We start from the raw sequence: 22,982 nt of genomic DNA, 5'->3' as shown, positions 1-22,982 counted from the left end.
GGCGAAAAAACGATATGGGTTTTATTGCGTTGATTCTATTCATAGCTGTCATCATTATATGGAATGTCGTCGTGAAACGGAATATGGGAGAAGCCATGCTATTAGGCTTTATTGCAACCACATTATTTGGCGGATTGGATGCATTAAGACTTTTCTGGGATGGATTAAAATTTGCATCCACATATGAGGTGCTCTATGCAGCTGTTGCATTTGTATTCATGGCCTATTTAATCGAAAAGCTGGAATTAATTCATGCACTCTTGCGAATCTTAAATTCGGTTGTAGGAAAACTTCCTGGTGGAGCGGCTTATATGAGTACGTTAGGTTCAGCAGTCTTAGGTGCTCTTTCAGGTTCAAATTCTGCAAACACAGCTGCGACTGGCTCTATCACGGCCTCTTGGATGATTAAATCAGGCTGGAGCCGAACCCATACGGCCACGATTTTAGCAGGGAATGGCGGACTTGGGGCGGCACTGCCTCCTAACTCTTCCATGTTTATCATGCTGGGGTTTGCACCAATTGCAGCCCTTGTATCTGAGGGAGATTTATATATTGCGCTTCTAATAGGAGGACTGTATCAAGTCGTATACCGATTTATTTTGGTGTATATCCTGGTGAAAAAGAATAAAATTCAGGCTATGCCGCCAGATGATATTCTCCCTTTTAGGGAAGCTGTGAAACAAGGATGGAAGTCGATCTTTATTTTTTTCGGTGCTTTGATTCCTATCATTATCACAATTGGTCCGCTGGCAAACTACTTAAAAAGTAATCCAAACATCGGACCAGAGGCAATGGATCAAATTTCTTTAATTACGTGGATTCCGATTCTCATGATGTTGATTAGTTTAACAATTGGAAGAAAAAAGGTGTCTGCACTAGATTGGTCTCAGTTTTTCAAGTCGGCCATTCCTAAGTTTACAACGATCGGTGCCTTGATGCTGTTTGCTGTTGCTGCTAGTCAGGTGCTTGCTGAATTAGGACTCGCAGAAGATTTGACGCAAATCACATCAGTACTTACCATTCCGAAATGGCTTATGGTGCTCATTGTGGGTATTCTTGTTACGCTGGTGGCTGGACCATTATCTTCAACAGCCACGTTAACAGCTGTTGGACTTGTCTCATTTTCAGCTTTAGTCTCAGTCGGAGTGGACCCAGTTGTAGCTGTTGTCGCCATTCTTGCTTTTTCATCAACAGAAGGCGCTTCCCCGCCGGCATCAGGATCGATTTTCATTGCTTCTGGTCTTGCAGGAGCCAGACCGGAGAAAACGTTTATACCGCTGATTCTCTACTATATGCTGCCGATCGTAGGAATTGGCTGGCTCATCGGAATGGGAATACTTCCAGTATAGAAAGGAGAAACACATGAGAGCATTGATGGAATTTTTATTTAAAGTGCTGCTTGTCCTGTTCTTAACGTCAGGAGCCCTGTTGGTATTCGGTCAAATACTAGGGATTCTTTTGCAAAAGGGAGATATGATCATTGCAAGTACGAACCTATTCAAAAACCCAACACTGGTGTTAAGTGCCTTTTTCAGTCTTGTTGGTTTCTCTCTCCATTATATTCCTGAAAAGAAAGACACCTCATTTAGCGATCATCCATCTGCATCAGCAGGTGATTCGCTCAAATAAGCAATAAGAAGCTGGATTCAGTAAATGAATCCAGCTTTTTTGCGCGCGAGAATTAGGTATTAAAACCCAATACGTACGATTCATTTTTTGGTAAATTTACTTTCAATCATATGCCTCTTGTGCTAGTAAATGGTAACATAACGGAGGACTATTTAAGGAATAGAGGTGTTTGACCATATCTGGAGCAATCATCGGTTATAAAGCAGCCTTGTATTCATTAAAGGCAGATATATCTATCAAAAAAGAACAAATCATCGAACTCAATATGTGCCGAAAAGAAATCAAAGAGGCAAAATGGGCCCTGTCAGATGCCAGCAAAAAAATCACTCATCCAGGTCTGACATCACATACATGGTTTGGCCATTTGGCAGACACGTTTGATGACATTCGAGACGAAATGGCTTCCGCCAGTCAGGAAATAAAAGGTGTACAGCTAACCAATCTATTAAATCGAATCAATGAGAAAATCAGTGATTTCACATCGGAGATCTATTCGTTAGAACATGAAATTCATTCGGTTGAAAGAAAAATAGAGAAAGAAAAGCAGAAACAACTGGAAGAAAAAAGAGGGTAGTCACATGTCGAGAGAAATTAAAATAGATGCCAGTCAGGTCAAACAAGTATTACAGCATGCAAAACAATCAGGCGCTCAAATGAATGCAGCCCTTCCAACCACCATCAAAGGGAGAAATCAGCTCCTGACGGCAGACACAATAGAAAAGATCAATCAGCAGCTGAACGAATTAAGTTCATCCTATATAGGCATTCTTCAGAAACAGCTTGTACAAACAGAACAAGCGGTGAACACCATGATTGAAACGGACAAGGCGCTTGCTTTCAGCAGTAAAAGAAAATAAAGGAGAACGCAATGAAAACCCTTGACGCCTTTGAGCTAATAAACGGAATAGATCAAACGCTGAATGCGTTAAAGCAGCAGTCGCAGCAAATCAGCTCCCTAGAAAAACAAATCAATCACATCATCTCACTCGATGGCGCACTAAAGGGAGAGGCGGGACAAGCCATCCGCGCCTTTTATACAGAATGCCATATTCCCTTCCTGCAATTCTTTCAGGTCGTCATTGAGGAATATAGCGCTGCATTAAAAAACACAAAGCAGGCTCTTCACGCATTAGAATCAAATGAGCACGGATTTATCTCACAAGCATTTATCGAACATGATCTTGACCAAGGCTTAAAAAAAGCTGAACGAACAATTTCTGAAATCATATCAGAGGTAAACCACGCCATTGACAGAGTTGGTCATATTGTTCATTTACCAAATGTAGATGAATCAGCTTTTCAGCAAAACTATCAAAAGGCATGGCTCGAGACCTCAAGAACCATTGGTCTGCTTCATGCATTTGACCGGGAGCAGACAAGTGCTTTACATGAAACCAAAAGCTCCCTTCAAACAATGAAGCAATACATCGATACCTTAAGTCCCATGTTCACCGGCCCAAAAATCGACATCACGAGCTATCAAAAGGGATCTATTTTCAAAGATGAAAAAGAAGAAAAAGTAAGCAGCACCATCAGTGGATTGAAGGATAAAATAGACAACCCAAAAGACAATCCAATGATGATCATGCTGAAGAAACTGAAAGAGAAACAACACGCGAATGTGGAGACGGTTGTTCGGAATGACACCTATAAAAACATCAGTAAACAAGTGTCAGCAAACGATCCATCGCTTACGACATTGCAAAGGGAAGCCGTGAACGGGAAAAACAAGATTCATAGAGACATCAGGGTCATAAATGGTAGACTATACAACGTAAAAGGCATTAAAAAGTTAAAAGAATTCGACATCGCAGATGAAGTCGTCACGGACCCGTCGGATATTGATTTTATTGGCGGACGATACACCGTTTACGCCAATAAACAAATCATCCGAACGTATATCGCAAACGGCGAAATAAGAATAGAAGAAGTCGACAAAATTCCAGAAAGCCGCAGCCGTGGCAACGCTAAACGCATATTAGACGGTGAAGTCGTCTCAACCACCGAAAATATCATCCTAGAATACAGCGGCATCTACGACGGCTACCGAGCCGTTACTGGCAAAGACCCAGAAACCAGCCAAAACATCAGCAGAACAGACCAAGCCCTATCCGCAGCCTCTATCATCCCAATGACGAAGATAGTGAAGGTTGGGAAATATGTTTTTAGGTTGGATCAAGGGAAGAATGTGATGAGGGTTAAAACACCTACTTACGGTAAACAATCCGTACCAAAAGGACCGTACCGTGAAGTAAATGGTTTCCCTGCAAAAGTAAAATCAGGAGCTCAAGAAAAACATATTCCAGAAACACCAAATTATAAGCAAGAAGTAGCAAATGGAAAAAAGAAAAGCATTTTTTACGGAGATAATAAAAAGGCACAGGAATTGCTGGATAAATATGCAGGGACAGGCAAAGAATTGGGTAAGAATAAAGAAAGGATAGACTTTGGCCAAGCGATAGGAAAATACTATAATATTGATACTGGAAAGTATGAAGAGACTACTAAGGGAATGATACATTATGGGAAAGATGGTGCTCATATCGTACCAGCGAGGCCTTAGTATGGTGAATTGGAGGTAAAAAATGGGTTATGATCCTTTGATTGGAACATTAATAAAGTATGAAAAAAAAGATATAATATTGGAATGGAATAGTGGATTGAAAATCTTAGGAAGACTAGATACAGTTTTTGAAACAGATAACATGTTAGATGAAGAGGATATTAATTTTACGGAATATATTGCTGCCGCTTTCCAAGTAAATGATATTCTATCTCATCCTAATGAAAACAGTGGCAGTGTATACGATTGGTTAATTCAAGAGAAAAGCTCTTTAGTTGAGATATCTCTTTATGATGATCCACCAAATAAGATTTTGGTAGATGGTCAAATAGTATGGGAATTGGCAGATGAGTAACAATTGACAAGCCCTCGGTAAGAGGGCCTTTTTATTATTTATGAGTTAGCGAAATATGCTTCAAGTTGATCGTTGGCAAAACCGGTTTCTGTAGGTTCATAACTGGGGCAGTTTGGGCTGAAATATGATAGCGCATGTGTATCATCAAAGCTCAATAAATATTATTAACAGTAAAGTACCATTGAATGATTTAAATAAAACCTTGAAAATAGGAGCGTTCAATGAACAAAAAACAACAACTAACGAAACAAATCCAAACCGTCATCAACATCCTAGAAAAAGAATATCCACAAGAAATCAATCAAGGTGTTCTCCTATTAATATACAAAAGATATAAAAATGCACAAAGGATCATTCAGAACAATGAAGATCTCCAAAAGATTATGATCATTGGCGGGGTGAGAGCTTATTTGGATAGTTATAATGACTATCTAAACCCCTTTCTAGATGAATTACATAAAGCAGAGAGTTTGCTTAAAGAAATGCTGTCATAGATAGGACGGTTGTCTGTAGTACTGGAATCAAGTCTTGTATCGGGCAGCAAAACAGAGAAAGGAATGCATATGGAACATAAACAACACAAAAAAACATCCAACTGGCTATTAAGTATCAGTGTTCTGATTGTTATAGGAACAGCTTTGCTGAGAGGAGTTTCTTACTCAGATGCTGATTATCGCGGTTTCCCTATTGATTGGCTAGTTCTGCACGGACATCATACTTTTGAATTTCTAGTGTGGGGTTTTATACTTGACGTGGTCATTTTCTATTTTCTTTTAAAAATGCTCCTTCGTTTGTATAAAAGGGTGATGAAAAAATCAGCAACTTAAAATAGAGGAGGCTCTTAAAATGCTCAATTTACCTCAAATCCCACATCTGCACGTGAATAAACCAGCAAGTGACATACAGATCAAAGAGGCAGAATCCCAGCTAAACATGCTGCTGCCCCATGTTTATAAGGAACTGCTGAAACAGACAAATGGATGTTCCATTGGCGGTGAGGTGCTTCTATACGGTACGGAGGACATGGCGGAACGCAATGCAACATGGGAGGCTCGACAATATGCAAGCGGCTATGTGGCAATTGGCGACGATGGCGGCGGGCAAGTATTTCTCATGCGGCTGGCTGAAGAGGAGAAAAAGGTATGGATCGTGGATGCTGGTGTAATGGACCCTCAGCATGCAGAGCTCCTGACCGGCAACTTTCTGAAATGGGTGAGTGAGGGCTGTAACATAGAAGCGTAACCGAAAACCAAATCATCCAACTGAAACGCTCTGTGACGCCAAATGTTATGGAGCTTTTTTGCATTCTCCCCCCATTCATCACATGTTATAATAAACACAGTTTATGTACGAGAGGATATGCAGGAGATGAAAAATGAACCTATTGAGTTACTGACACAGCCAAAATGGCGAATCATCGATCAGTCGAGTCTTGGTCTCTATGTGGACCCGAAGCAATCTTTTGCGATGGATGATACGCTTTGCGCGTCGGTGGGGAAGGGCCTCTCACCAGCGACAGCCCGTTCTTGGGTACATTACAATACGATTGTGCTTGGGATTCAGGATACAAGACTTCCATTCCTCCAAGATGGCGTAAAGCTGCTTGAGGAAGAGGGATATCGTGTGATTGTGCGCAACTCAGGCGGTCTTGCTGTGGTGCTGGATGAAGGTGTACTGAATGTGTCTTTAATTTTTGCGGAACAAAAGAAGGGCATTGATATTGACCGCGGGTATGATGCGATGGTGGAATTGATCCGCCGGATGCTGTCGATGTATGATGTGGACATTGAAGCCTATGAAATAGTCGGCTCATATTGTCCAGGCAGCTACGATTTAAGTATCAATGGAAAGAAATTTGCAGGCATTTCTCAGCGTAGATTACGCGGTGGGGTCGCTGTGCAAATTTATTTGTGTGCAGATGGAAGCGGGCGTGAACGTGCCGACTTGATCCGCCGTTTTTATGACGCCGCCTTAAAGGATAAACGGCAAGAAGTGAAGGCAGTATTTCCTGATATACAGCCGGATACGATGGCATCCTTATCAGAATTAATCGGTGAACCGATTGATTGTACACTTCTTATGCGTTTATTACTAGAGGAGCTTCAAAAGCTTAGTGATCAGCTGACAGCCTCGGGCCTGAACGCAGAAGAACAGCTGGAATTTGAGAAAAACATGACGCGGATGATTGAACGGAATGAAAAGGTATTTTCGTAAATATCAGTCCTTTTATCTTGAAAAGAGTAGAGGTGAAGTGATGGAAACAAAGCTTGAAAAAGCCATTGAACTTCGAAAAAGTGGACATCTTCAAGAATCAAATGAAATGCTGTCTCATCTTGCAGAAGAGTATCCAGACGATGCCTCTATTCATTATCAATGTGCCTGAAGTTATGACTTGTTAGGAGAGGAAAGGCAGGCTGTCTTTTTTTATGAAAGGGCCATTGAGTTAGGATTGTCTTCAGAAGAACTAGAAGACGCTTTACTAGGGTTAGGAAGTACATACAGAACTTTAGGAGAATATGAAAAGTCAAAACAGATATTCCTAAAAGGGATGGAAACTTATCCGGACAACAAAGCCATTCAAACGTTCTATGCCATACTTTGAATAATTTAAAGGAACATAGCAAAGCAATGGAAATATTACTGAACTGTTTAACTGAAACGACAAAAGATCCTGCTATTTTAAGTTATCGAAAAGTGATTGATTGTTATTCAAATCAGTTAGATACATTGTGGAAATAATATGTTGATTTGGCTACTTGAATAGATTTGGAGGGGCAATGTGATGAAAAAATCCCCTCCTTTGTTATGAGATTTTATATGTAATAGTCATTTATGGCGTAAGAAAGAAGGTAAATTTGTTGTCAATATTCACCACGTATTACCCGCTGTTTATGCTTTGTGTTTTGTCTGTGTTGTATGTGATGTATCGTATTCAGCCGCTTGCCTCTACTGTTAAAAAAATCATCATTGTGCTCTGTGTGTTAACAAATGCTGCCTATATTTGCTGGCGTCTCTTTTTTACACTGCCGCATGAAGGTACATTTAATATGATAATGGGCATCTTGCTTGTTGCCTGTGAATGTATTGGATTTTTACAGCTGCTTGTGTTTTATACACTTGTTTGGAAGCCTTCAAATCGGAAACAAGTCACGATCAGTGATCTTGAGAGGCTGCCAACAGTTGATATTTTCATAGCTACATATAATGAACCAATTGAAGTGCTGAAGCGCACGGTTGCAGGCTGTTTGAATCTGTCTTATCCAAAAGGCAGCGTCCACATTTATTTATGTGATGATGGCAAGAGGGAGTCTGTGGAGCAGCTTGCATCTGAGTTTGGCGTTCATTATCTGACAAGAACAGATAACAAGTTTGCTAAGGCGGGTAATTTAAACCATGCGATGTCTCAAACGAATGGGGAACTGATTCTCACACTTGATGCTGATATGGTCCCCCTTCCTGCCTTTTTAGAAAAGACAGTGCCTTACTTTCATGATGGAGCGACTGCGTTTGTTCAAGTTCCACAGGCGTTTTATAACGAAGACCCTTTCCAATATAATATGTTCTCGAAGGATCGAATTCCAAATGAACAGGACTTCTTCATGCAAACCCTCCAAGCTGGTAAGGATCGGTTCAATGCGGTGATGTATGTCGGGAGTAATACTGTATTTAGAAGAACGGCCTTAGAGGAAATTGGCGGATTTGCTACTGGAGTGATTACAGAAGACATGGCGACCGGAATGCTTCTCCAAGGGAAGTTCAAATCTGTGTCTGTCGGAGAAGTATTAGCCGTCGGTCTGGCACCTGAAAGCTGGCTTGACTTGTTAAAGCAGAGAGACCGGTGGTCGAGAGGGAACATTCAGTGCGCCCGTAAGTTTAATCCATTGAAGGTTCGCGGCTTAACGCTTATGCAGCGAGTTCTTTATTTAGATGGCATTGTGTATTGGTTTAACGGTTTGTTTAAAATGATTTACATTCTTACACCAATATTGTTTTTATTGTTTGGTATTCAAAGTTTCTGGGCCGATTTCCAGTCCATTTTTATGTTTTGGCTGCCGGCGTTCTTTAGTTCGTATTTAGCGTTTAAACTGGTGTCGAATCAAAAACGAAGTATGTTTTGGAGTCATATTTACGAAAGCTCTATGGCATTCCACTTGGCTGGTGTAGCTTTAAGTGAGCTGTTTTTGAAGAAGAGGGTTGAATTCCTTGTCACACCGAAGGGAATTCAAACGGACAAGAGACATTTCCATTTAAAAACGATGATTCCTCATTTGATCTTCTTGCTGCTCTCATTGCTTGTCCTTGTGAAAATAGGATACGATATGAAGGTAAATGGGACGATGAATGCTGATCTCACGTTGATTAATATTTTTTGGGTGCTTTATAACGGTGCAGGTCTACTCATGGCACTGATTGTGGCGTTTGATCGTCCGCGTTATCGAAAATCAGAGCGGTTTGTCATAGAAAAAGAGGGGCAGATCTGTTCTGATCATCAAGATGAGTCGATTGCTTGTTTTCTACTAGACATGAGTGATTCAGGTGCGCGTCTATCCATTCCATTGGCTCAAGCTTCTTCTTTAAATCAAGGACAAATGCAATTGTTCTTTTCAGAGGATCAAAGTGTGGCGTGTGATGTGGTTTGGAGCCATCCAGATGGAGACAAGCTGATGGTTGGTGTTGCTTTTACTGATACAGAAAAATCAGAGTATCTGTCACTGATCCGTTTCTTATTCACACGAGAGCATGTATCGATAACGGATCGTGAGAAAAAATCCTATGCTGTTCGGACATTTCTCCGCTTTATAAGAGAAACGGAGAAAGTACCAAGGGCCTTGCGGCGCAAATGGATGAGAAGACCGTTGCAAGGCGTCGCAGGCACGCTGTCCTATGAGGGCCGGTTAGAAGAGAAGGTGCCGGTCAACATACATGATATAAGTTTATCTGGGTGCAAAATCGAATCTGAAGCTTCAATTGAATTACATGAGAAAGTGCTGATCACCATTGACACAGAATCTCTCACAGATCAGCCGGCGATTGCAGTCTGGACATCACAAAAACGCGGCCGCACAATGGCCGGACTCAAGTTTGTTCAGCCTGAAATCAAGCAGATAGAAGAAAGAGAGGAAGTGGTTTCTTGAAATCCAAAAACGGCGGTTACCTCTATTTACTATGGCTTCCTGTCATCATGGGAGCCGGCTACGGCATTTCGCTTTTAGTGCCATTTCTTCAGCCTGTCCTGACACTTGGCATTGCAGGTCTTTATATTTTTATGTTTGGTGATTTTCAGGTAAGGCAGGTCAGGTATATTTTTATGTTTGTGTTTTTGATCAATGTCCTTTTTAGTGTGATGCTATTTTTGGGCATTTAAAAAAGTGCTTCCCGAGGCGGGGAGCACTTTTTGTTATTCTGCCATTTTTTCGAGGTTGCCGTTCCGGTCCATTTTAAAGGTTGGTGCGGCACTATCGTCCTCTTCAAACAAAACTAGTTTTCTTGCACGGTTCATGATTTTCACGAGTGTTTCATAATCTTCTTGAATCGTGAGCTGATCCTTTTCAAGCTTCTTCACTTCAGCTTCTAGCTGCGAGACTTTATGAGAAAGCTCATTGTTTTCTCGTTTTAAGCGGCTGTTTTCCATACGTAAGGCAGTGGATTGCTGACCATCGCCTTCATAACGGCGTAAGAAATCAATGATATCGTCGATGGTTAATTCTTGATGCTGCCTAAATGGATTTGCTTCCGGTTTTTTCTCTGCGGTATTTGGGGCAGGAGAAGCCTGTGACAATAAATGTGATAAACTAGCTAACTCTTCATTGTAGCTTTGATCCACAAACTGAAGCTGTTCAGCAGTTTCAGCTGCTGGTGCAAATGTTTCTTCCTTTGCTGGCTCTAGTTCCTGTGAGAATTCCTCTTGAGTAACCGTTTCTTCTACTTGCGGCTGATAAAGTAATCGTTTCTTCGCAGGCTGGCCATTGCCAAGTGCGCGCATCCGTTGTTTTCGCTGTTTTTTGGCAAGTGCCAGCGCTTTTTCATATTGATGTCTGACGACAGCATTCCATCTAAATCCGCATGCCGCTGAGGTGCGGTTCAGCTTGTCTCCAACTTCTTCAAACGCATTTAGCTGCGTGCTGCCCTCTCTGACGTGACGTAAGACGGTTTCTGCCAGGAGGAGATCATTTTCCTCTGACCAAGCATCTTGTCTTTGTTTTGACATGTGTTTAAACCCCCATATGATTTGATGGTATTAGATTAGCCAAGTTCAAGAAGGTTTATACAAGTTTGCTAAAAGGATAGTGGAAAATACTAGCTTTTATGTAAGCACGTGATTGGGGCGGCAAAGCGTCTTGCAAGTCCAGCCGCTTCGATGTACAATGTTGGGTGGTATATTATTCACGATTGGCTGTCCAACTGTTTCATATAGAATGAAGTATCATCATTGAAAGGAAGCGTAAGACCATGGCTAATGAGTTTCGCGTATGTGACGATTGTGATGCGACGAACCTAAAGACGTTATTGCCTCGACTCAAATCGGTTGACCCTGATGCAAAAATTGAGATCGGCTGTCAATCCTATTGTGGTCCAGGACGAAAAAAGGCTTTTGCGTTTGTGAACAATCGCCCATTATCCGCACCAACAGAAGATGAATTACTTGAAAAGGTTCAAAAAAAAGTCAAATAAATGTCACTGAATGTGTTCAGTCGACCTAAAAAGAGGTCCGTCCCTGTCAGGTCGGGCTTTTTACGTCCGTGCAATCTTTGAGAACACATTCACCAGCAAATTCAAGGATGTTTTCGGGAAAAGTTACCCGATATAATAGAAACACGTCTTAAAAAAAGAGGGACGAAACGATGGCGTATCCAAAAGGGAAATTATCTGAGGAAAAGGTATTTAAAGATCCTGTGCACCGTTATGTTCACGTAAGGGATGCATTAATATGGGATTTAATAGGAACAAGAGAGTTTCAGCGCCTGAGACGAATTAAACAGCTAGGAACTACTTATTTGACGTTTCATGGTGCAGAACACAGCCGATTCAATCATTCACTCGGTGTATACGAGATTGTGAGACGAATTGTGGATGATGTGTTTAAAGGGCGGCCTGAATGGGATGAAGGAGAGCGCGAGCTTGTACTTAGTGCTGCCTTGCTTCATGACCTCGGACATGGTCCATTTTCTCATTCCTTTGAAAAGGTCTTCCACTTAGACCATGAATCGTTTACAAGAGATATTATTTTAGGGCAGACGGAAGTCAATGAAGTGCTCCGCCGGGTGAGTGATGATTTCCCGAAGCATGTGGCTGAAGTCATTGCCAAAACGTATCAAAACAAACAGGTGGTCAGTTTGATCTCAAGTCAAATTGATGCCGACCGAATGGACTATTTGCAGCGTGATGCTTACTATACAGGCGTCAGCTACGGCCACTTTGATATGGAACGTATTTTACGTGTGATGCGCCCGAGAGAAGATCAGATTGTGATGAAGCAGAGCGGGATGCATGCGGTTGAAGATTATATTATGAGCCGCTATCAAATGTACTGGCAAGTCTATTTCCACCCAGTGACACGCAGTGCGGAGGTCATTTTAACGAAAATCCTTCATCGGGCAAAAGAGCTGCATGAAACGGGTTATATTTTTACACATGCCCCCGTTCACTTTTATTCAATCTTTGAGGGGAATGTCACCACAGAGGACTATATTAAGCTGGATGAATCCATTGTCTTATTTTACTTTCAGGCGTGGGAAGATGAAGAAGATCACGTGCTGGCTGATTTGTGCCGCCGTTTTATGAACCGCCGATTGTTCCAATATACAGAGTTTAATCCAAATGAAGAAATGACGAAATATTTCAAGCTGACTGCCTTGTTCAAGGAGGCAGGAATTGATCCTGACTATTATTTAGTGGTCGATTCTTCCTCTGACTTGCCCTATGACTTCTACAGACCAGGGGAGGAAGAAGAGAGGCTGCCAATCCACCTTTTGACGCAAAGCGGTCATATTAAAGAACTGTCGAGACAGTCAGATATTGTTGACGCCATTTCCGGTAAACGAAGAACCGATCATAAACTTTATTTCCCGATGGACTTAATTGTAGATATGTCGGAAAAAGCTGAAGAAAAAAAGGCGATCATGAAGCTGCTTGGTTTGGGATAAGGAAGTACTGAAAAAGGAGATGTCGGGAATTTGTTGAAAGAGCATGCAAAGTTGATGAAGGTATTCTCTGAATCAGGGGAAATCGTTGGACGGAAGAAGCTGCAAAAGATGATTTACATAGCAAAAAAGCTAGATTTGCCTTTTTACGAGAAATACGATTTTCATTTTTATGGCCCCTATTCAGAGGAGTTGACGCTCAGAATTGAAGAGCTGTGCAACCTTGGATTCTTGGACGAAATGAAGGAAAAAAAGGGCGGATACTATCAATATCGCTATTCGCTGACGGACAATGGGAAAGAGTTTCTCGATCAGTGTGAAGTGGACATGCCTGACCTCAAAGCGCTGACGCAGCAGATGAACGAGCAATCATCCCGTTTCCTAGAGCTTGTCTCAACGATTTTATATTTTGATGACCTGCCAGAAGATGAGGTAAAGGAAAAGGTCTTTACCATTAAAAGCAAGCAGCGCTATACGGACGAAGAATTTGAGGCGGCCCTTGCTTATATTGATCAGTTGAAGGAATTGAACTAGTTGAACAAAAGCCCGACTTTTAGGGCTTTTTTTGTTTGGTAAGACCCAGACCAAAAGCGCTATTTTTCGATGAAATGTGTGTCAAAATATCCGAAAAATTAGTGAAAATGACGTAATTCGACTTTTTTCCTGTGCATCTAATTCCCTGTTTTTGACTGAATAGAAGGAAAATGGTGAATTTTCAGTGAATATATAACCTTGTGAAAAACAAAGGAGGGATAGGAATGAAAAAGCGTTCAGTCTTTTTGTCATTTTTATTGGTAGGTAGTTTGTTACCGGGGGTAAGTTCAGCTTCAGCACCAGTAGCGAGTGCAGGTCATGGGCATGATCATGGTCATGCGCCGTTCGAAACCCATATTAGTGAGGGGCTGCCAAAAGCAAAAGATTTTAAAGATTTGAAGACAGCACCTCCAATTGAACGAGATGTGACAACAAAGGTATTAGATGAGTCTGGTAAGCAGGTAGGCTCGAGAACCTTTAAGGCCAATACAGGAGATTCAATTTCAACAAAAGCAAGTACAGGCAGTCAGAAGGTCACTGTCTATGCGGTCGCTGATGCGCAGTATCGTGCGAAATATAGTGACTGGCAAACACGGATTGTCAGCATCATCGAGCAAGCAGATGTCACGTTTAACCGTGATCATGATGTGGACTTTGTCGTACAAGCAGTAGGATCTTGGACGTCTTCGGGATCAAATGCAGAGCAAATTCTGTCTAACCTTGCGCGAAGCTTTGATGGCAGAGGATATGACTTTGTCACTGGATTTACAGCAAATCCAAACTTTGATGCTGGCGGAATTGCTTATGTCTACAATAGTGCACCAAGCGGAAGTGCATTCGCCGTTAACCTTGATCAAGGAACAGCGAACACTGCAAAAGCGGCTACGCATGAATACGGCCATAACTTTGGCTTACCGCACGACCCTCAAGGAAGCGGCATTGTCTGCTTAATGAACTATGATTATTCTTACACAGTCGACTTCTTCGATGCGGCTCATAAAAATCAAGTGAACCGTAATAAAGCGTGGTACAGATAAGAATGCAGACAAAAGGACAAACACATTGAGTGTTTGTCCTTTTTATATGCTTACAGATCGCTCATTCGCTTTCCTGCTACGGCATAGTGTTCCTTTTTCATTTCTTCAATAATAACAGAGACTTTTTCTGCCCCTGCGCCTGTTGTTTCAACAACGGCATCAGTGACTTTCTCCACAAGAGCTCTTTTCTGCTCATCTGTTCTTCCTTCAAGCATTTGAACGGTGACAATCGGCATGGCGAAAACCTCCTTTTTCCTTTAATGCTACGCTTCCCTTTAGTTTAAGGGACTTCTTATAGTATACTGAATGAAGTAAATCATTGTATAGAAAGAAAGAGGGATTCTTGCCTTTGAACCAATTTCTTGTTTATCCATTAGAACTTATTCCATATGTTGCCATTACGCTTGTTGTTGCATTTACGATGCACGAGCTGGCGCATGCATATGTTGCGTACCGATTCGGAGACCCGACGGCTAAGAATCAAGGGAGACTGACGCTCAATCCACTGAAGCATCTAGATGTATTCGGGACGATTTTGATCTTTGTGGCCGGGTTTGGCTGGGCGAGACCTGTACCGGTGAATCGTTACCATTTTAAAAAACCGCGCTTAGCAGGGATTTGTGTCTCCATTGCTGGGCCATTAAGTAACTTGGTGCTGGCGTTTTTGGGCTTTTTTGTGTATGTGCTTCTTCAGAAATTTGGCGGGGAGTGGATCATGCGCTTTGAGCCGGGAGTCGATAATTTCTTTTTAATCTTTATTAACTTAAACGTCATCTTGTTCCTATTTAACTTATTACCACTTCCGCCGCTGGATGGGTATCGTATTATTGAGGACGTCGTCAGCCCCCGTATCCGGGCGAAAATGACGCAATTTGAACAATATGGGATCATTATTTTTCTTATATTCGTGATCACACCGCTGGGACAGTTTGTGTTTGGTCCATTGATCGGAATGCGGGATCAAATCATACACTGGTTTAATCTTATTTTGAAGCCGCTGCTTTAGGAGGTTTAATAAATGGAAGGTAAAAAGAAGAAACCAATTGGTTTTAACATCATTAAAAAAACAGATGCAACCGACGGACATGGAGGCTTTGGGGCAGGTGCCCTCAGTCTTGATAATATCTCGCCAGTCATCATTGATGTAGAAGAAAAGGAAGCTGTCATTGATATTGGTGCTATGCATGCAAGAAGTGCCGTCGAAAAAGGAATTAAATTTTTGAAAACAAAAGAAGAAGTGCCGAACGGAAAACCGTATTGGCTCGTATGGGTGACGATTGACCGCAGAGAAGAAGGGCCTTATTATGCAGGTGTGACGGCTTGTGAAATGACCGTTGACCGTTCGATCCGCCGCGGGTATAAGTCACTTCCAGAGCATGTGAATTTAATGGATAAATCGATGAAGCGAAAAATCGTCGTTAGTCATATGGATGACGTATCCAAAAAGGTGCTGGCTGATTTCTTAAAGGGTCATAATCAAGCGCTATGGGACGCCTCGACAGATGAATTAAAAGAAGGATTGGCTGTCCCTGAATAATTGTGAAATTTTTGTGAAGATTGGCGGATGTCTACCAATTCGATCCGTTTTTTGAGTAAACTGGTGTTAAAGCTAGGACATGGAGAATCCCGAGATGCAGGTCTCGGGGTTTTTCATGTCTTTTTTAACGTTTCAGCCACTTTTCCCACCATTTCTTTGGCTTTTGATCTTGAACTGGTTCCTGCTCAGAGGCCTTGTCCTCAGCACCATAGCAGACACCTGTCGGCTCCGTACCTTCTATAAAATAGGTGAATACCTTTGATTCACATCCTGGACCTGCGAGATCGCCGGTTTTTGGATTGATATATACCCCTTTGACACCGTCAGGCGGCATGAAGGAGGAGGCTGGCTGCTTTGAGAGAGCTGATTCCATAAAGGAAGCCCATATTTTTTTCGCATAGGCCGTTTCTTCGACTGAGTCAATGGTGCGGCCTTTATCATAGCCTGTCCATACACCTGTGACGAGCTGGGGAGAGAAGCCGATCATCCAGCTGTCGGCGCCTGTAGTCCCAGACTTTCCTCCGTATGTTCGTGTAAGGTCCTTTATAATGGTGCGGCCAGTGACACTTGTATAGCCGTTTAATTGATCATTGAACATGCCTGACATCATGTCGGTGGTGACAAATGCTGCTTTTTCATCTAGGATTTGTTCTCGTTTTTGTTTCTCTTCAAAAAGCACATTGCCTTTTGCGTCGGTTACTTTCGTAATAAAGGTTGGTTTGACGCGTTTTCCGCCATTGACCAGCATGGCGTAAGCATTGGTCATTTCAATGGGTTTCACAGGAGACGTGCCCAGGGCAAGAGATGGTACTTGATCTAGTTTCTCCTTGATTCCAAATGTCTTGCCAGCACGTACAAGCTGCTCCATTCCTAAAAATAGATGTGTTTTCACAGCGTAAATATTATCAGACAGCGCTAAAGCTTGAAGCATTGTAATGCCGTCATTGGCGTAATAGCCGTGATAATTGCTTGGTGAATAAGCGGCATCGCTGCCTTGATCATCCAGTTCAAACACCGTTTCCTCACTGCGCATGACGGTTGCGGGTGTAAACCCGTTTTGCAGGGCAATGTAATAGAGAAGGGGTTTCATGGTTGAACCGGGCTGCCTTTTTGCTTGTGTCACCCGATTGAATGGACTTTTCTCATAATCTCTCCCGCCTATGAGGGCAAGTACATGCCCTGTTTGAGGATGGATGGCGGCAAAGCCGATTTGGATTTCCGATTTGGAATTCATCTCGTTTTTTAGTGTCTTTTCTGCGATTTTCTGTAATTCTGGATTGAGAGTCGTTTGGATATGAAGCCCATAGGTTTCAATCTGTTCCTCAGTTAACCCCAAACTTTGTTTCAACTCTCGAATCACATCGTCATAAAAATACGGGGCTTGCTTTGCTTGCAGCTGCTTCTTTTGCAAAGGGCGATAGGACAGCTTTTCTTTCGCAGCGTCATCGGCTGCTTTTTTCGTAATCATGCCATCCTCGTGCATTTGTCTCAAAATCATATTCTTTCTTGCGCCGGCTTTCTCCTCATTCACATAAGGGGAATAGAGAGAAGGCCCCTTTGGGATACCGGCAAGCAGGGCAGATTCAGCGAGGGTTAAGTTCTTTGCTTTTTTCCCGAAATACAGACGGGACGCTGCTTCCACACCGTACGCTCCGTGACCATAATAAATGGTGTTCAAGTATCCTTCTAAAATCTCATCTTTTGTATAGTTTTGTTCTAAACGAATCGTGTAAAAGGCTTCATTCCACTTCCGTTTCCACGTTTTATCATGATCTAAATAAAGGTTTCGTGCATATTGCTGGGTGATCGTGCTGGCACCTTGCACCTTAGCCATGGCACGAATATCGGCCACCGCAGCACCTGCCATCCGTTTCACATCAAAGCCATGATGCTCATAAAAGGTTTTATCTTCAACAGCGACAACTGCCTGTCTGATATGAGGAGACATCTCCTTTAATGGCACCCAATATCTCTTTTCTCCAAAGCTGGATTCTCCAAGCTTTGAGCCATCGGCTGCATAAATGGTCGTGGATTGGGGAACTTGAACAGAAGGGGCACCTTGCCATTTAGCTATTAATAGAATCGTCAAAAAGACGGTACCTGCAAATAGAAAAGCGAGCAAGCCGATAAAAAAACAGGCTCGAATCGTTTTCACGGTCATGCGGATTTTTTTATTACTCATGATTGTGTCCATGCAAAGCCCCCATTTTGACGGTTTTTTATCAGTATGGAACAAAGAAAACCGTTTTAAACAAGCGATTGCAGGAGCGCTTTAAAAAATGAAGAGAACTCATGCGGTTCTTTACAATTTGATATGAATCCACTATACTTTTTTCTTGGACAATCGATATAGTCAAAGCCGATAAAAGGCGCTAACAATAGATGTTTGTTTATTATTGGATGAGAGGAAGATGAACAATGAGCGAACTTTGGTATACAGAGAAGCAAACGAAGAATTTTGGTATTACATTGAAGGTGAACAAAACCCTTCACACAGAACAAACAGACTTTCAGCATTTAGAAATGGTGGAAACAGAAGAGTTTGGCAATATGCTGTTTTTAGACGGCATGGTGATGACGTCTGAGAAAGATGAGTTTGTATACCACGAAATGGTGGCACATGTTCCTCTTTTCACTCATCCAAACCCGGAAAATGTTCTTGTTGTAGGTGGAGGAGACGGCGGTGTCATTCGTGAGATCCTCAAACACCCAAGTGTGAAAAAAGCGACACTTGTTGATATTGACGGAAAGGTCATCGAATACTCGAAGAAATTCCTTCCTTCTATCGCTGGGAAACTAGACGATCCTCGTGTAGATGTGAAAGTAGGAGACGGTTTTATGCACATTGCTGAAGCTGACAACGAGTATGATGTCATCATGGTTGACTCTACTGAGCCGGTTGGACCAGCTGTGAACCTATTCTCTAAAGGATTTTACGCAGGAATCGCAAAAGCACTCAAAGAAGACGGTATTTTCGTTGCACAAACGGACAACCCTTGGTTCACACCTGAGCTGATTACAAATGTACAGCGTGATGTAAAAGAAATTTTCCCAATTACGAAGCTTTACACAGCGAATATTCCAACGTATCCAAGCGGTCTTTGGACATTCACCATCGGTTCTAAAAAATATGATCCACTTGCTGTAGAAGACAGCCGTTTCTTTGATATTGAGACGAAATATTACACAAAAGAATTGCACAAAGCGGCATTCGTTCTGCCGAAATTTGTGAGCGACTTAATTAAATAAATCAAGCGAAATGGACATGCGCAAATGACGGTTTGCGCATTTTTTGAAGCGTAAAAGGAGGAATCTTGCATGAGATTCGACGAGGCTTATTCAGGAAAAGTGTTTATTGGAAGTCATCCGACATGGGAAGATGCAAAGGTCATTTTATACGGCATGCCGATGGATTGGACAGTCAGCTACCGCCCAGGTTCACGTTTCGGTCCGAACCGCATTCGTGAAGTATCGATCGGTTTAGAGGAATACAGCCCTTATTTAGATCGTGAGCTGCATGAGGTGCCATTCTTTGATGCGGGTGACATCCCACTTCCTTTTGGGAATGCACAAAAGAGCTTAGATTTAATTGAAGAGTATGTCGACAGCATTTTGGAAAAAGGAAAGTTTCCATTAGGAATGGGAGGCGAGCATCTTGTGTCTTGGCCGGTTTTCCGTGCGATGTATAAGAAATACCCTGATTTGGCCATCATCCATATGGACGCACATACCGATCTTCGTGAGGAATATGAGGGTGAGCCGCTTTCACATTCAACACCGATTCGTAAAGCTGCAGGACTAATTGGACCTGAAAATGTATTCTCTTTCGGCATCCGTTCTGGGATGAAAGAAGAATTTGAATGGGCAAAAGAAGCGGGTATGCACATTTCTAAATTTGAAGTGCTGGAGCCATTGAAGCAAGTGTTGCCAAAGCTAAAAGGGCGTCCAGTGTACGTGACGATCGACATTGATGTACTTGATCCAGCTCATGCACCTGGTACAGGAACGGTAGATGCTGGCGGTATTACATCAAAAGAGCTGCTTGCATCCATTCATGCAATTGCAGGATCTGACGTCCAAGTCGTCGGGGCTGACCTTGTCGAGGTAGCACCTGTATATGATCATTCAGACCAAACAGCGAATACAGCGAGTAAGCTTTTACGCGAAATGCTGCTTGGGTTTGTGAAATAATCAGTTGATAGAGGAGCTTGTCATCTCATGTGGACAAGCTCTTTTTTTTACATTGGTCAAAAAATAAAGGAGGGAGCTCATGTTTTCGTCAATATTGATGGTGTTCCTCGCTTTATGTGTGTTAGGGGCAGGCTTTCTCACATTGAAACGAGAACTCGCAGCTGATCCGCCTGTTTTTGCTTCAAAGAAGGAAGCAAAGGAAGAGATGCTGGGGCTGTTTCACGATCGAGGCTTTTTCTATCTGACGGCCATTGCGTTATTCATGCAGGTGGTTTTTAAAAAGGATCAAATTGCACCATTTGATTTTTTCAGGCATTTTTGGCAAGTTCAGGCATACAGGCTCTTTTTTACTTAATGAAAAGAAAAGACTTAGGTGTAAAGGCTGGACTTGTCGTAGTGGTCAGTTGTATTTTTCTTTTTTTCTAAAGGGATGGCTGAAGATGAAAAACGAAGTTTAATCGCCATGAAGAAGAGAAATGATGGTATGATAGGCGATCATGATTATGGTATACTATTTTAGTTAAACGGGTCTTAGCAAAGGAAGTGCAAAATGACACAAAACCAAATTTCAATTCATGTAAAGTCAGTGATGAAACCAGAGACGGAGCCGGCTGAAACGATCGAATTCCGCACGACTGGAACGTACCAAGAGAAGAATGACAAAACGTATCTCACTTACCATGAAGAACATGAAATGGGTCAAGTAAAAACCGTTGTGAAAATGAGTGAAAAAGAAATTTTTGTGATGAGATCAGGGGCAATTCAAATGAAGCAGCGCTTTCTCATTGGAGAAACGACCGTCACACATTACACGATGCCATTCGGTACACTTCAGCTAGATGTGCACACACATGGTATTGATCTCGATGTGGACAAGGGGCTGCTGCACATTACGTACGATATGCTGACAGGAGAAGATCAAAAGCATTTACATACATTATCGATTTCGTATAAGGAGGATTTACGTTCATGAATATCGCAGAACAGGTCAAAGATGCGTTAAAAGAAGAAATCATAGCGGCAGTCGTCAAAGCAGGGCTTGCCGATGAAAGCCAGGTGCCAGATGTTCTTTTAGAAGTGCCGAAAGATAAAACTCACGGTGATTACTCTACCAACATGGCGATGCAGCTTGCCCGCATTGCGAAAAAAGCACCTCGTCAAATCGCAGAGGACATCGTCAATGCGTTTGATAAAGGGAAAGCTTCCATTGAAAAACTGGATATCGCAGGTCCAGGATTCATTAACTTTTATATGAACAATCAGTATTTAACAAAGCTGATTCCAGCTGTTCTTGAGGCAAAAGAAGCTTATGGCGAAACGAATACAGGCGGCGGTCAAAAGGTGCAAGTCGAATTCGTCTCAGCCAACCCAACAGGTGACCTTCACCTTGGACATGCCCGCGGTGCAGCTGTAGGAGATTCCCTTTGCAATATCCTTGATAAAGCAGGGTTCGATGTGAGCCGTGAATACTATATCAACGATGCAGGGAATCAAATCAATAATCTCGCTTTATCTGTAGAAGTACGTTATTTTGAGGCACTCGGTCTTGAAAAAGAAATGCCTGAAGACGGCTACAGAGGAGAAGACATCAAAGGCATCGGACAAAAGCTTGCGGATGAATTTGGTGACCGTTTCGTTCATGAGCCGGAAGAAGAGCGGATGAAGTTCTTCCGTGAATACGGCTTGAAATACGAATTAGAGAAATTACGTGTAGACCTTGAGAATTTCCGTGTACCATTTGATGTATGGTATTCAGAAACTTCTTTATATGAAAACGGAAAAATCGAACCAGCGCTGGAAACACTTCGTGAAAAAGGCTATGTCTTTGAAGAAGACGGCGCAACATGGCTCCGTTCAACTGATTTTGGCGATGACAAGGACCGTGTACTGATTAAAAAAGACGGCAGCTTCACTTACCTGCTTCCAGACATCGCATATCATAAAGACAAATTGGACAGAGGCTTTGACCAGCTCATTAACATTTGGGGAGCGGACCATCACGGCTATATTCCTCGGATGAAAGCGGCGATCCAAGCACTTGGATATCCAGCTGACAAGCTTGAAGTAGAAATCATTCAGCTTGTGCATCTTTACAAAAACGGCGAAAAGATGAAGATGAGTAAACGTACAGGAAAAGCCGTCACAATGCGTGATCTGATTGAAGAAGTCGGCTTAGATGCGACTCGTTATTTCTTTGCGATGAGAAGTGCGGCGACACATATGGACTTTGACCTAGACTTAGCGATTTCTACGTCTAACGAAAACCCTGTGTACTATGCACAATATGCGCATGCGAGAATTTGCAGCATGCTGCGTCAAGGTGAAGAAAAAGGCTATGAACCGAACCTTGAAAAAGCCGATTTCTCTCACATTCAATCGGAAAAAGAATACGATCTTCTGAAAATCATTGGCAGCTTCCCAGAAGTTGTAGCAGAAGCAGCTGAAAAGCGTATTCCGCACCGTGTGACGAACTATATTTATGACCTTGCATCAGCCCTTCACAGCTTCTACAATGCGGAGAAGGTCATTGACGTAGAAAACGAAACAAAAACAACAGCACGTCTATCGCTGATGAAAGCAACACAAATCACACTTGCGAATGCATTAAAACTAATTGGTGTATCGGCTCCGGAGAAGATGTAATGAAATGAAAGAAATCCCCACTCTATTGAATGAGTGGGGCTTTTTCGTATAAAAACCCCGCTATCCTCAAGAGACAGCGGGTTTTGAAAATTATCCAAGCGTATTAATTATGTTAGAAATAGAATCGAATAATTGGCTAAGTACATCAGAGAACATATTTTTGCCTCCTCTCTTTTCTTTTTACATCTACTTAACGAAGGGAATTTAGAATCATTTTCAAATCAAAAGATGAATTCTTATAAAGCATCTTAATTAGCTTTAAATATTCTGTTGAATGTTCACATAGTAAAAATATCATGTCTTTTAAGTAAAAATTTTGAAAACTTATTTTAGTCTGTTAACTCTACGATTA

Annotated in this window: 26 protein-coding genes and 1 pseudogene; 24 read left to right on the top strand and 3 right to left on the bottom strand. The window is 42.1% G+C overall.

Features of this window, described 5'->3' with window-relative positions:
- Nucleotides 1–14 precede the first annotated feature (14 nt).
- The 13 genes and pseudogenes from NSS80_RS18350 (at nucleotide 15) to NSS80_RS18290 (ending at nucleotide 9,912) form a co-directional block, all read left to right on the top strand.
- Nucleotides 15–1,349 carry a TRAP transporter large permease subunit gene (locus tag NSS80_RS18350; protein WP_317221776.1) on the top strand — a complete coding sequence of 445 codons (1,335 nt, stop codon included), beginning with the start codon at nucleotides 15–17 and terminating at the stop codon, nucleotides 1,347–1,349.
- Between the two features lie 13 nt (nucleotides 1,350–1,362).
- Entirely contained in the window at nucleotides 1,363–1,629 is a 267-nt protein-coding gene (locus tag NSS80_RS18345) for a hypothetical protein (RefSeq protein ID WP_252049891.1), read from the top strand.
- Between the two features lie 175 nt (nucleotides 1,630–1,804).
- On the top strand, nucleotides 1,805–2,203 hold the full coding sequence (locus tag NSS80_RS18340; protein ID WP_065215051.1) for a DUF5082 family protein: 399 nt from the start codon (nucleotides 1,805–1,807) through the stop codon (nucleotides 2,201–2,203).
- Between the two features lie 4 nt (nucleotides 2,204–2,207).
- On the top strand, nucleotides 2,208–2,486 hold the full coding sequence (locus tag NSS80_RS18335; protein ID WP_065214899.1) for a YwqI/YxiC family protein: 279 nt from the start codon (nucleotides 2,208–2,210) through the stop codon (nucleotides 2,484–2,486).
- Nucleotides 2,487–2,497: 11 nt separating this feature from the next.
- Complete coding sequence (locus NSS80_RS18330) at nucleotides 2,498–4,192, top strand: T7SS effector LXG polymorphic toxin (protein ID WP_317221777.1); 1,695 nt, start codon at nucleotides 2,498–2,500, stop codon at nucleotides 4,190–4,192.
- Between the two features lie 22 nt (nucleotides 4,193–4,214).
- Nucleotides 4,215–4,547, top strand: coding sequence for a hypothetical protein (locus NSS80_RS18325; protein ID WP_111926894.1), 333 nt, complete (start codon nucleotides 4,215–4,217; stop codon nucleotides 4,545–4,547).
- A gap of 221 nt (nucleotides 4,548–4,768) precedes the next feature.
- A complete protein-coding gene (locus NSS80_RS18320) occupies nucleotides 4,769–5,041 on the top strand; it encodes a hypothetical protein (RefSeq protein WP_317221778.1) in 273 nt (90 codons plus the stop codon).
- Between the two features lie 69 nt (nucleotides 5,042–5,110).
- Nucleotides 5,111–5,374: a hypothetical protein gene (locus NSS80_RS18315; RefSeq protein ID WP_061110207.1), complete on the top strand. Its 264-nt coding sequence runs from the start codon at nucleotides 5,111–5,113 to the stop codon at nucleotides 5,372–5,374.
- 1 nt (nucleotide 5,375) lies between these two features.
- Nucleotides 5,376–5,789: an SMI1/KNR4 family protein gene (locus tag NSS80_RS18310; protein WP_317222496.1), complete on the top strand. Its 414-nt coding sequence runs from the start codon at nucleotides 5,376–5,378 to the stop codon at nucleotides 5,787–5,789.
- 126 nt (nucleotides 5,790–5,915) lie between these two features.
- Entirely contained in the window at nucleotides 5,916–6,761 is an 846-nt protein-coding gene (locus tag NSS80_RS18305) for a lipoate--protein ligase family protein (RefSeq protein WP_317221779.1), read from the top strand.
- A 40-nt stretch (nucleotides 6,762–6,801) separates the two neighbouring features.
- A pseudogene (locus NSS80_RS18300) lies at nucleotides 6,802–7,286 on the top strand (tetratricopeptide repeat protein).
- 119 nt (nucleotides 7,287–7,405) lie between these two features.
- Nucleotides 7,406–9,682, top strand: coding sequence for a glycosyltransferase (locus NSS80_RS18295; protein ID WP_317221780.1), 2,277 nt, complete (start codon nucleotides 7,406–7,408; stop codon nucleotides 9,680–9,682).
- On the top strand, nucleotides 9,679–9,912 hold the full coding sequence (locus tag NSS80_RS18290) for a DUF5970 family protein (RefSeq protein WP_024426379.1): 234 nt from the start codon (nucleotides 9,679–9,681) through the stop codon (nucleotides 9,910–9,912). Before NSS80_RS18295 ends, NSS80_RS18290 begins: the two co-directional genes overlap by 4 nt.
- A 33-nt stretch (nucleotides 9,913–9,945) precedes the next feature.
- Here NSS80_RS18290 and NSS80_RS18285 read toward each other — a convergent pair whose 3' ends face one another.
- On the bottom strand, nucleotides 9,946–10,755 hold the full coding sequence (locus tag NSS80_RS18285; protein WP_034281253.1) for an RsfA family transcriptional regulator: 810 nt from the start codon (nucleotides 10,753–10,755) through the stop codon (nucleotides 9,946–9,948).
- A 242-nt stretch (nucleotides 10,756–10,997) separates the two neighbouring features.
- Here NSS80_RS18285 and NSS80_RS18280 point away from each other — a divergent pair, with 242 nt between their 5' ends.
- The 4 genes from NSS80_RS18280 (at nucleotide 10,998) to NSS80_RS18265 (ending at nucleotide 14,259) form a co-directional block, all read left to right on the top strand.
- A complete protein-coding gene (locus tag NSS80_RS18280; RefSeq protein ID WP_003215259.1) occupies nucleotides 10,998–11,219 on the top strand; it encodes a DUF1450 domain-containing protein in 222 nt (73 codons plus the stop codon).
- Nucleotides 11,220–11,389: 170 nt separating this feature from the next.
- A complete protein-coding gene (locus NSS80_RS18275; protein WP_007497716.1) occupies nucleotides 11,390–12,691 on the top strand; it encodes an HD domain-containing protein in 1,302 nt (433 codons plus the stop codon).
- 30 nt (nucleotides 12,692–12,721) lie between these two features.
- Nucleotides 12,722–13,222, top strand: coding sequence for a YwgA family protein (locus NSS80_RS18270; protein ID WP_034281252.1), 501 nt, complete (start codon nucleotides 12,722–12,724; stop codon nucleotides 13,220–13,222).
- Between the two features lie 224 nt (nucleotides 13,223–13,446).
- On the top strand, nucleotides 13,447–14,259 hold the full coding sequence (locus NSS80_RS18265) for a zinc-dependent metalloprotease (RefSeq protein WP_025093861.1): 813 nt from the start codon (nucleotides 13,447–13,449) through the stop codon (nucleotides 14,257–14,259).
- 50 nt (nucleotides 14,260–14,309) lie between these two features.
- Here the strand turns inward: NSS80_RS18265 and NSS80_RS18260 are convergent, their stop codons facing one another.
- Nucleotides 14,310–14,495 carry a 2-hydroxymuconate tautomerase gene (locus tag NSS80_RS18260; protein ID WP_003214939.1) on the bottom strand — a complete coding sequence of 62 codons (186 nt, stop codon included), beginning with the start codon at nucleotides 14,493–14,495 and terminating at the stop codon, nucleotides 14,310–14,312.
- A gap of 113 nt (nucleotides 14,496–14,608) precedes the next feature.
- Here NSS80_RS18260 and NSS80_RS18255 point away from each other — a divergent pair, with 113 nt between their 5' ends.
- Entirely contained in the window at nucleotides 14,609–15,265 is a 657-nt protein-coding gene (locus NSS80_RS18255) for a site-2 protease family protein (protein ID WP_024423770.1), read from the top strand.
- Between the two features lie 12 nt (nucleotides 15,266–15,277).
- The gene (locus tag NSS80_RS18250; RefSeq protein ID WP_024423769.1) at nucleotides 15,278–15,796 is read left to right on the top strand and encodes a YwhD family protein; all 519 of its coding nucleotides are present in this window, start codon (nucleotides 15,278–15,280) and stop codon (nucleotides 15,794–15,796) included.
- Nucleotides 15,797–15,920: 124 nt separating this feature from the next.
- Here the strand turns inward: NSS80_RS18250 and NSS80_RS18245 are convergent, their stop codons facing one another.
- Nucleotides 15,921–17,990: a transglycosylase domain-containing protein gene (locus NSS80_RS18245; RefSeq protein ID WP_046312913.1), complete on the bottom strand. Its 2,070-nt coding sequence runs from the start codon at nucleotides 17,988–17,990 to the stop codon at nucleotides 15,921–15,923.
- A 224-nt stretch (nucleotides 17,991–18,214) separates the two neighbouring features.
- Here NSS80_RS18245 and speE point away from each other — a divergent pair, with 224 nt between their 5' ends.
- The 5 genes from speE to argS all read left to right on the top strand — a co-directional run bounded on the left by speE (nucleotide 18,215) and on the right by argS (nucleotide 22,630).
- Nucleotides 18,215–19,045: a spermidine synthase gene (gene speE, locus NSS80_RS18240; RefSeq protein WP_025093862.1), complete on the top strand. Its 831-nt coding sequence runs from the start codon at nucleotides 18,215–18,217 to the stop codon at nucleotides 19,043–19,045.
- A 69-nt stretch (nucleotides 19,046–19,114) separates the two neighbouring features.
- Nucleotides 19,115–19,987 carry an agmatinase gene (gene speB, locus NSS80_RS18235; RefSeq protein ID WP_211043638.1) on the top strand — a complete coding sequence of 291 codons (873 nt, stop codon included), beginning with the start codon at nucleotides 19,115–19,117 and terminating at the stop codon, nucleotides 19,985–19,987.
- 79 nt (nucleotides 19,988–20,066) lie between these two features.
- Entirely contained in the window at nucleotides 20,067–20,342 is a 276-nt protein-coding gene (locus tag NSS80_RS18230; protein WP_342498374.1) for a hypothetical protein, read from the top strand.
- 195 nt (nucleotides 20,343–20,537) lie between these two features.
- Nucleotides 20,538–20,960 carry a DUF1934 family protein gene (locus tag NSS80_RS18225; protein ID WP_003215400.1) on the top strand — a complete coding sequence of 141 codons (423 nt, stop codon included), beginning with the start codon at nucleotides 20,538–20,540 and terminating at the stop codon, nucleotides 20,958–20,960.
- Complete coding sequence (gene argS, locus NSS80_RS18220; protein WP_041115501.1) at nucleotides 20,957–22,630, top strand: arginine--tRNA ligase; 1,674 nt, start codon at nucleotides 20,957–20,959, stop codon at nucleotides 22,628–22,630. Before NSS80_RS18225 ends, argS begins: the two co-directional genes overlap by 4 nt.
- The last annotated feature ends 352 nt before the right edge of the window (nucleotides 22,631–22,982 follow it).

It is taken from the genome of Bacillus sp. FSL M8-0350 (assembly GCF_038593345.1).
GTDB classification, from domain to species: Bacteria; Bacillota; Bacilli; order Bacillales; family Bacillaceae; genus Bacillus; species Bacillus safensis.
The sequence above is the reverse complement of the archived record's forward strand: the minus strand, read 5'-3'. Positions and strand labels throughout refer to the sequence as shown.

Excerpts from the sequence above, each read along its gene's own strand:
- NSS80_RS18335 (WP_065214899.1), top strand. The coding sequence starts at position 2,208 with ATGTCGAGAGAAATTAAAATAGATGCCAGTCAGGTCAAACAAGTATTA.
- NSS80_RS18350 (WP_317221776.1), top strand. The coding sequence starts at position 15 with ATGGGTTTTATTGCGTTGATTCTATTCATAGCTGTCATCATTATATGG.
- NSS80_RS18225 (WP_003215400.1), top strand. The coding sequence starts at position 20,538 with ATGACACAAAACCAAATTTCAATTCATGTAAAGTCAGTGATGAAACCA.
- NSS80_RS18325 (WP_111926894.1), top strand. The coding sequence starts at position 4,215 with ATGGGTTATGATCCTTTGATTGGAACATTAATAAAGTATGAAAAAAAA.
- NSS80_RS18250 (WP_024423769.1), top strand. The coding sequence starts at position 15,278 with ATGGAAGGTAAAAAGAAGAAACCAATTGGTTTTAACATCATTAAAAAA.
- NSS80_RS18260 (WP_003214939.1), bottom strand. The coding sequence starts at position 14,495 with ATGCCGATTGTCACCGTTCAAATGCTTGAAGGAAGAACAGATGAGCAG.
- speE (WP_025093862.1), top strand. The coding sequence starts at position 18,215 with ATGAGCGAACTTTGGTATACAGAGAAGCAAACGAAGAATTTTGGTATT.
- NSS80_RS18305 (WP_317221779.1), top strand. The coding sequence starts at position 5,916 with ATGAAAAATGAACCTATTGAGTTACTGACACAGCCAAAATGGCGAATC.
- NSS80_RS18330 (WP_317221777.1), top strand. The coding sequence starts at position 2,498 with ATGAAAACCCTTGACGCCTTTGAGCTAATAAACGGAATAGATCAAACG.
- argS (WP_041115501.1), top strand. The coding sequence starts at position 20,957 with ATGAATATCGCAGAACAGGTCAAAGATGCGTTAAAAGAAGAAATCATA.
- NSS80_RS18320 (WP_317221778.1), top strand. The coding sequence starts at position 4,769 with ATGAACAAAAAACAACAACTAACGAAACAAATCCAAACCGTCATCAAC.
- NSS80_RS18315 (WP_061110207.1), top strand. The coding sequence starts at position 5,111 with ATGGAACATAAACAACACAAAAAAACATCCAACTGGCTATTAAGTATC.
- speB (WP_211043638.1), top strand. The coding sequence starts at position 19,115 with ATGAGATTCGACGAGGCTTATTCAGGAAAAGTGTTTATTGGAAGTCAT.
- NSS80_RS18345 (WP_252049891.1), top strand. The coding sequence starts at position 1,363 with ATGAGAGCATTGATGGAATTTTTATTTAAAGTGCTGCTTGTCCTGTTC.
- NSS80_RS18265 (WP_025093861.1), top strand. The coding sequence starts at position 13,447 with ATGAAAAAGCGTTCAGTCTTTTTGTCATTTTTATTGGTAGGTAGTTTG.
- NSS80_RS18245 (WP_046312913.1), bottom strand. The coding sequence starts at position 17,990 with ATGGACACAATCATGAGTAATAAAAAAATCCGCATGACCGTGAAAACG.
- NSS80_RS18275 (WP_007497716.1), top strand. The coding sequence starts at position 11,390 with ATGGCGTATCCAAAAGGGAAATTATCTGAGGAAAAGGTATTTAAAGAT.
- NSS80_RS18280 (WP_003215259.1), top strand. The coding sequence starts at position 10,998 with ATGGCTAATGAGTTTCGCGTATGTGACGATTGTGATGCGACGAACCTA.
- NSS80_RS18230 (WP_342498374.1), top strand. The coding sequence starts at position 20,067 with ATGTTTTCGTCAATATTGATGGTGTTCCTCGCTTTATGTGTGTTAGGG.
- NSS80_RS18285 (WP_034281253.1), bottom strand. The coding sequence starts at position 10,755 with ATGTCAAAACAAAGACAAGATGCTTGGTCAGAGGAAAATGATCTCCTC.